The organism is Acidimicrobiales bacterium (assembly GCA_036273495.1).
Classification (GTDB): Bacteria; Actinomycetota; Acidimicrobiia; order Acidimicrobiales; family JAJPHE01; genus DASSEU01.
Map to the genome: position 1 here is coordinate 26,553 of DASUHN010000370.1, position 7,354 is coordinate 33,906.

Below are 7,354 nucleotides of genomic sequence, written 5' to 3' on the forward strand. Positions count from 1 at the left end.
CCCATGTGTCAGCTGCTCGAGAGGGCGGGCTCGCAGACCCGGCAGGCGGAGAGGCCGCGCTGCTCGATCCCGCGGGCGTTCACCGCCTCGACCCCTTCCTTGCCCCGCACCATCTGGCAGCCGGGGGCGTGGTAGGTCGTACCGGTCGGGAGGGCCACCAGCCCCGCCGACTCCGCGGCGGCGCCGTTGGCCGACGGGCCGGTCCGGGCGGCACCGACGGCGCCCGGCGAGCGGGGGCTCCCGACCAGGTCGGTGGGGGCGTCGGGGTGGGCCAGCAGGACGGCGCGCAGCTCGCCGACCATCTCCTCGAGCCGCTCGATCCGGCCCGTGTCCTGGCGCCGGCGCTCGGCGCTGATGATCGCCGCGCCGATGCCGACCAGCGCCACCCCCCCGAGGCCACCCGAGATGAGATAGGGGAGCTGCTTGGCGACGAGGGCCTGGCCGGAGACGCCGTACCACCCGACGATGATCACGACGACGCCGACGGCGGCGAGGATCCAGCCCGCCCAGGGCAGCACGGCCCCGGCCGCCCACTTCCAGAACAGCGCCGCGTCGGGCAGCCGCTCGTCGTCGGCCCCCACGCGGGAGACCGGAACACTCATGACGTCATCGCTCATTGGCCACTCCTACGACCGACGCCGCGGACACTGGGCCGCGGCCGGTGGAAGCCCAGGCCGACCAGCACGGCGGCCAGGGCCAGGACTACTGACAGGTACAGGGTCGAGAACCGCCGGCTGACGAACGCCCCGGAGGTCGTGGCCAACTGGCGGGGCGAGCCCCCGGACGCCCCGGGGGTGGCAGAGCTTCCGGTCGACTCCCCGCCGCCTCCGGCCGTGGCGCCCGATCCGCCGAGAGAGCCCGCGTCCACCGGGAGAGCCGCCGTACCGGTGTCGACGGCCCCGCCGGATGCGGGCGAGGTCGTCGATCCCGGCAGCAGTCCCGCCGGCGGGGCCGGGAGCGAGCTGCCGGCCGGGGTCGCCGACACCGACGCGCACGACGAACCGAGCGTGTAGTCACCGTTGTAGATGTCTCCGACGAGCGGGGCGGCCTGGGCGTTGGCCGAGGTGTGCACGAACACCCCGTCGGCCTGGGCCCCGGTGCAGTCACCCACGAGGGGCTGGGGCGGCTTGGCCGTGGCCCCGACGAGGGTCACGTCGGCGTTGGCCGCCTCCAGCGCCTGCTGCAGAGCGGCGTTCAGGGAGTCGAGCAGAGCGGAGCCGCTGCCCTGCCCGGACACCGTCACCCCGTTGCTCCCGATGGTGGCGGGCTGGCCGGCCACCGTGACCCCGCTCACCGTCACGACGTCATTGTGGGTGTGCACCCCGGCACCGTCGGTCTTGGCGTGCGACTCGGTGTGTACAGAGGCGATGTCGATCATCCCTCCGAGCAGGCTCACCCCGGACAGCTGGGTCTGGGCGTCGGAGAGGAGGGTCGAGCCGGAGAAGTGCTGGGCGGTCGACGCCGTCATCGACTTCACCGCCACGACCGCAGAGCTGGCCGCCGCCGACGCACTGACCGGGTGGCGCAGGATCAGCGACGCCTGGCGGAAGAAGGCGGCGCTGGCGGTCGCCAGGCGGTCGCCCCCGGACGAGGCCGAGGCCGGACCAGGAAGGGGCGAGGGGGACGAGGCCGACGACGACGACGCGGGCGCGCCGGCGGCGGTGGCCGACTCCCCCGGCGCGCTGAACGCCCCCGTGACGGCGTCGGTGGCCACGCCGGCGTCGGGGTCGGCGGAGGCGTCGGCCGCCGCCGCGTTCAGCGAGGAGGGCTGGCCGGCGCCACCGGCCTGGGTCGAGGTCTGCTGGCTGACGTTCGGCGGCTGCGAGGGCGGGCCCTCGGTCTGTACCGACAGCGGGAAGGTCGGAACAGGCTCGCAGTTGAGCTGGCAGATCAGGCTGCCCGTGTTCCCGAAGGTCGGACCGGGCCAGAAGGTCGACGCCCGGGCCAACTGGCCGTCGTTGCTGTAGCGCGTGGACCCTTCAGCGAACGAACCGTAGAAGGGCTCGTACACGGCGAAGCCGGCCTGGCCGTTCTCCTCCTCGTGCACCGCCGCGGCCGCCGCCCCGCCGGAGAAGGTGGTGGGACGGTTGGTGTCGGCTCCCGACGACGGCACGTGGAACGCCGTCAGCCCGCCGAGCGTGAGAGCGGCCACCCCCAGCCCGGCCCCGGCCAACCGGCGGCCCCGGGAGGGAGCGGACCTCCTCGAGAGAGCGCTCATCAGGCCACCTCCGCGGCCAGGGCCCGGGCGTTGCGCAGCGCCAGGGCCACCAGGGTGAGAGTCGGGCCGTAGCCCGACGCGGTGGGGAACGGTGAGGAGTCCGCCACCAAGACGTTGGGTGCCTCGAACAGCCGGGCCCACTCGTCGCATGCCGCGTCGGCGGGGTCGGGGCCCATGCGCACCGTGCCCATGACGTGGCGGGAGGACGGGACGGGGGATATCTGGGTCCCGTAGGGCAGCCCGGGCCAGGGCGAGGTGGCGGTCGTGGTCCACCGGGCGCCGGCCGCCTCCATGACCTCGGTGAGCACGGTCGCGTAGTGGGCCGACGCGACCAGCTCGTGCTTGTGGGGCTTGTAGGTCACCCGCGCCACCGGCATCCCCCGCACGTCCCGCACGGACGGATCGAGGTCGACCCGGTTGCCGGCCTGGGGCAGGTCCTCCCCCTGCATGGTGAAGGCCGCCAGGTGCTCGCGCATCTCCGACGCGCGCATGGAGTCCTTGTGGGCCGGCCCCCAGGGATACAGCTTGGCCTCGAGCACGGGGTGCGAGGCGGCGCCGTGTTCGGTCATCCCGCCCCGGATCCAGGGCAGGTCCGCCTCCCGCGCCGCCCGCCGGGAGTCCTCGTCGTCGATCAGATGGTCGTCGTGGAGGTGGGTCACCGCCCGGCCCCGGTGGGGGTGGAGCCGCTCCTCGAGGCGGCCCACCACGAAGGTCTGGAAGTGCACCATGAGGTTGCGGCCGATGGCGGGGTTCTCGAAGCCCGACAGCATGAGCAGACGCGGGGTCTCGAAGGCGCCGGCGGCCACGACCACCGCCTTGGCCTCCACCGTGCGGCGGGACCCGTCCAGATCGACCAGCTCCACGCCGGTGGCCCGGCCGGCGCTGGTGACGATGCGGGCGGCGAAGGTGTCGGGCCACAGCTCCGCCCGCCCGCTCGCCAGCACGCGCTGCAGCATCGCCACCGGGTCCCCCTTGGCGTGGATGGGGCAGGGGAAGTACCCGCAGAACCCGCAGTTGTTGCAGGCGGGCCGTCCGTCGTAGGGGACCGAGTTGGCGGCGGTGGGAGCGGGATACGGGTGGAGGCCGACCCTCTCGGCGGCGACGGTGGTCAGCACGCAGGCGTACATGGGGGCGCCCGGGGGCATCGGGAACGGGCTCGAGCGGGGGGCGGCGAAGGGGTTGGTCCCGTCCTCTCCCGCCACCCCGATCAGGCGCTCGGCCTCGGCGTAGTAGGGCTCGAGCTCGTCGTAGCCGAACGGCCAGTCGGCCAGGGTCGACCCCTCGATCGGACCGCGCTCCGACAGCAGCCGGAAGTCCTCCTCGAGGAACCGCGGCGTCTTGCCGTCGGCGTGCACCCCGCCTCCCCCGACGGTCGTGGGGATGCTGTTGACCTCGCCGACGTAGGCCCGGTCCCCGTCCCCGGCGTCGACCCGGAAGGTGCGCGGCTCCAGGAGCGGATCGGGGCCGAGGAAGTGGCGGACCATGAACTTGAGCTCGTCGTTGCTGTAGTCACCGAGCAGCCGGGTGGGGTCGGCGGTGTCGATCAGATGGTTGCGGCCCTTCTCGACGATCAGGACCGACCGGCCCGCCTCGACCAGGGCCAGGGCGGCCGCCGACCCGCCCGGGCCCGAACCGATCACGACGGCGTCGAAGTCGCGCGTCACCCGACGACCGCCACGCAAGCGGGCACCTCGGCGGACGCCACGATGGGTGTCACGCCGTCACGACCCGTCCGGGCTGAACGGTGTCCCGTACCAGGGCAGGTTGTAGCAGGTGCCGATCTTGGCGTCGGTGACGAAGGTCCCGGCGGCGTTGTTCCACTGGCCGATGGCGTCGCAGGCCGGGGCCGGCTGGCTGTAGTTGAGCGGGGTCCAGGCCACCGGGTCGGCCAGGCCGTCGAAGGTGTAGCCGGGGCCGCCCACAGCGGGCTGCTTCCAGGAGTTCATCCACTTGAGGAGCCCGGCCCGGGTGGGACTCGATCCCATGGACTTGATGGCGTCCCCGAAGAGCACCCCGAGGCCGTAGCCGTCGAGCGCCCACTGGTGGAGCTGGGCGTGGGGCTCGTAGGTGGAGAAGTCCTTGCGGAACTGGGCCACGACCGGGTTCGAGGTGTCGGAGTAAGGCTCGGACGCGTCGGCGGAGTACACCGAGTCGCGGCACGGGGAGCTCCACTGGCCCACGGCCTGGCCGAACACCTCTACGGTCGACATCTTCACCGGGACCGTGAAGCCCTGGCGGTCCATCGCCGCGCACAGCTTGGCGTTGCCGGCGGTGTCCATGGCGTCGAAGATCACGTCGACGTGGTCGGCGCGCATGTTGATCACGTCGGTGTCGAAGGTGGGATCGGCGGGGTTCTCTCCCTCGTGGTTCCCGCCGCCCTCGTAGGTAGTGGCGATGCCCGCCGACTTGGCCCCGACCTCCTCGAAGTAGCCGGCCTGCTGGGACACCGGGATGATGTAGAAGAAGAAGGCCCCCTTGCTCACGTGCTTGTTGTCGTGAGCCCACTTGTAGACCTGGGCCTGGTTCTCGTTGGTCGGCGGCAGCTTGCCGTTCCGCGGGTAGCCCGAGCCGTAGATGCTGAACATGTTCGGATACATGTAGTAGCCGTTGCAGAGCGGGAAGCCGACGTCGGGGACGCCCTGCTGGTACTCGTACTTGGCCGACGAGGCGCAGGCGTCGGTGTTGTTCGCCAACATGGCAAAGACGTGCTTCTGGCTCACCAGCTTGGTGGCGCACGACAGGTTCTGCTGCCCGTCGGCGGAGTCGTCGCAGGTGTCGAGGATGATCTTGCGGCCGTTGATCCCGCCCCGGGCATTGGTGGCGTTCACCCACGCCTGCAGGCCGGGGAGGGTCACGCCGAAGGCGTAGGGCCCGAGGGCCCCGTTGATGGCGGTCACGTTGCCGATCGTGATCGAGTTGGCGGTCACGCCGACGTCGCTGGCGCCGTTGGCCGCGCCGCCTCCTGACCCACCGCTGCCTGTGGTGCCCCCGCCGGTGCCGCCCGACGACGCCGGGCCCGTCCCGGTGGCCCCACCCGTCCCCGGGCCCGCGCCCGCGGAGGTGGCCCCGCCCGAGAGCGAGCTACCGCCCCCGCTGCCCGAGCCCGAGGTCCCGCTGAGCCCCGGCCCCGTCCCGGACCCCGACGCCGTCCCTCCCGGCTGGCCGCCGGCGGAGACCGAGCTCGGGTTGGCCGCGCCGGCAAAGGCGTTGTCGGACAGGCGCGTACCGCAGCCGGCCAGCCCCAGGCTGATCAGCCCCGCGGCCACGACCCATACGTTCCGACGGACTCTGCGACTGCGCACCCATCTACGCACCGGGCACGCCCTCCTTTCCTGCTCCCCCCGTGGGCGCCGATGCGACTCCGCCAACCGTAGACCCACCCCGCCGCAGCGGGCCCGGCACCCGGGGCGGGGCGGGATCTCTCACCATCGCCTCGGCCAGCACGTCCTCCGCCGCCGCCAACCCGGCCGGCACTGCGTCCGCCAGCATCGCCTCGGCCGGGCCGGACCCCCGGAGGGCGTCGAGGCGCGCCGACTCGGCGCACACGAACGCCACGTCGTGGGCGTAGTGCCGCCGGGCGAAGATGAACAGCACCCCCGCCATACCGCACACCGGGGCAAACAGCACCATGGCCCGCTGCAGCCCGGCGGCGTGGCCCGCCGCTGAGCCCCCGAGGTGGTCGGCCATGATCCCGACGATCAGCGACCCGGAGGCGGACGCGGCGCGCACCATCGAGCGCACGCTCGCGGCCCGCCCCCGCAGGTCCGCCACCACCACGTCGTTGAACAGCGCCTCGCTCGGGGCCAGCGGCAGGGTGATCGAGCACCCGCCGACGGCCAGGAACAGCCCGCTGATGATCAGGCTGTGGGTGGCGAAGCCCAGTGGCAGCGACACCACCGACACCAGCGAGGCCGCCACCACGACGTACACCCGGGCGTTCACCATCCCCCGACGGAAGAGGCGGTCGGAAACGACGCCCCCGGCCAGAACGCCGATGATGGCGGTCGGCAGGAGGATCCCGGAGAAGAGCCCGGCCTTGACGGCGGGGAGGTGGTCCACCCGCTTGAAGAAGGGGATGGCCCAGAACGACAGCGCATTGGCGAGCATCTGCGCGACCGTGAGCGACAGGAGGGCCCACCACATGGACGGGATGCGGAACAGCTCCTGCATCACCTCGCGGATGCTCGCCTTCTGGTAGTCGAGGGTGCCGACCCGGCGGGGCTGGGGCAGCCGGCCCGCCAGGGTGAGATCGGCACCTTCCGACGACCCGGCGATGGCGGCCGCGTGCGCCGCCTGCCGGTCGGCCTCGAGGTCGGCGTCCTGCTCGCCGCGGGCCGGCTCGGGCTGCACCGCGAGGAAGAGGCCGGTGACGACCCCGAGCGGCATCCAGAACCAGAACGCCCAGCGCCAGCCGCCGACCGACACCGCCACGCCGCCGCCGATGAACCCGATGAGGGCCCCCACGATCCCGCCGGCGGAGTACCAGCCCATCCGCATGGCCCGCTGCGCGACCGGCCAGTAGTCACCGATCAGGGAGATCGACGCCGAGTTGCTGGCCTCGGCAAAGCCGACCCCCAGCCGGAAGGCGAGCAGGGCCGCGAAGCTCCACGCCAGCCCGTTGAGCCCCATGAAGCCGGTCCAGAGGACCATGGAGGCGGCCAGGACCGCTGTCCGGCGGCGCCGGTCGGCCAGGATCCCGAACGGGGGGGCGCCGACCAGGACGATCAGGTTGCCCACCAGGGGCAGGAGGGCCACCGTCGAGTTGGAGACGTGGAAGGTGCGCTGGATCCCGTCGGCGGCCTGCGAGAGCGATCCGGTCTCCCCCGCCCCGAGGGTCATGGTCGCCGCGAGGGCGAGCAGGGGCGCCCAGCCGTAACTCGTCGCCCTAAGGCGCTGCCCCCCAGTCACCCCGGCAACTTCGACGCCCCCGGCCCCGATACCTACCTGCACCTACCATCACCCCCCGTGATCGAGGCCGACCAGCCGCTCTGGGGGAGGGTGGAACCAGGGGCCCTGGAGCGAATTCTCGTGCTCTCCCCCCACTTCGACGACGCCGCCATGGGGGCCGGGCTGCTGCTCCTCCGCCACGCCGGCGGGGCCGAGGCCACGGTGGTGACGGTCTTCGGTGGGCGCCCG

General features: G+C 73.0%; 5 protein-coding genes. All 5 read right to left on the reverse strand.

All coding sequences use genetic code 11. The features are described 5' to 3' along the window. Positions 1 to 8: 8 nt before the first annotated feature. Genes VFW24_16010 through VFW24_16030 form a run of 5 tightly spaced genes read right to left on the reverse strand, consistent with a single transcriptional unit; the run spans position 9 to position 7,126 of the window. Positions 9 to 617: a hypothetical protein gene (locus VFW24_16010; GenBank protein ID HEX5268272.1), complete on the reverse strand. Its 609-nt coding sequence runs from the start codon at positions 615 to 617 to the stop codon at positions 9 to 11. Further along, positions 614 to 2,218, reverse strand: coding sequence for a hypothetical protein (locus tag VFW24_16015; protein HEX5268273.1), 1,605 nt, complete (start codon positions 2,216 to 2,218; stop codon positions 614 to 616). The genes VFW24_16010 and VFW24_16015 overlap by 4 nt, the downstream gene beginning before the upstream one ends. Further along, complete coding sequence (locus VFW24_16020; protein ID HEX5268274.1) at positions 2,218 to 3,882, reverse strand: GMC family oxidoreductase; 1,665 nt, start codon at positions 3,880 to 3,882, stop codon at positions 2,218 to 2,220. Before VFW24_16020 ends, VFW24_16015 begins: the two co-directional genes overlap by 1 nt. Positions 3,883 to 3,939: 57 nt before the next feature. Beyond that, positions 3,940 to 5,484, reverse strand: a complete 1,545-nt coding sequence (locus VFW24_16025; GenBank protein ID HEX5268275.1) for an ABC transporter substrate-binding protein — start codon at positions 5,482 to 5,484, stop codon at positions 3,940 to 3,942. 40 nt (positions 5,485 to 5,524) lie between these two features. Continuing rightward, entirely contained in the window at positions 5,525 to 7,126 is a 1,602-nt protein-coding gene (locus VFW24_16030; GenBank protein HEX5268276.1) for an MFS transporter, read from the reverse strand. Positions 7,127 to 7,354 lie beyond the last annotated feature (228 nt).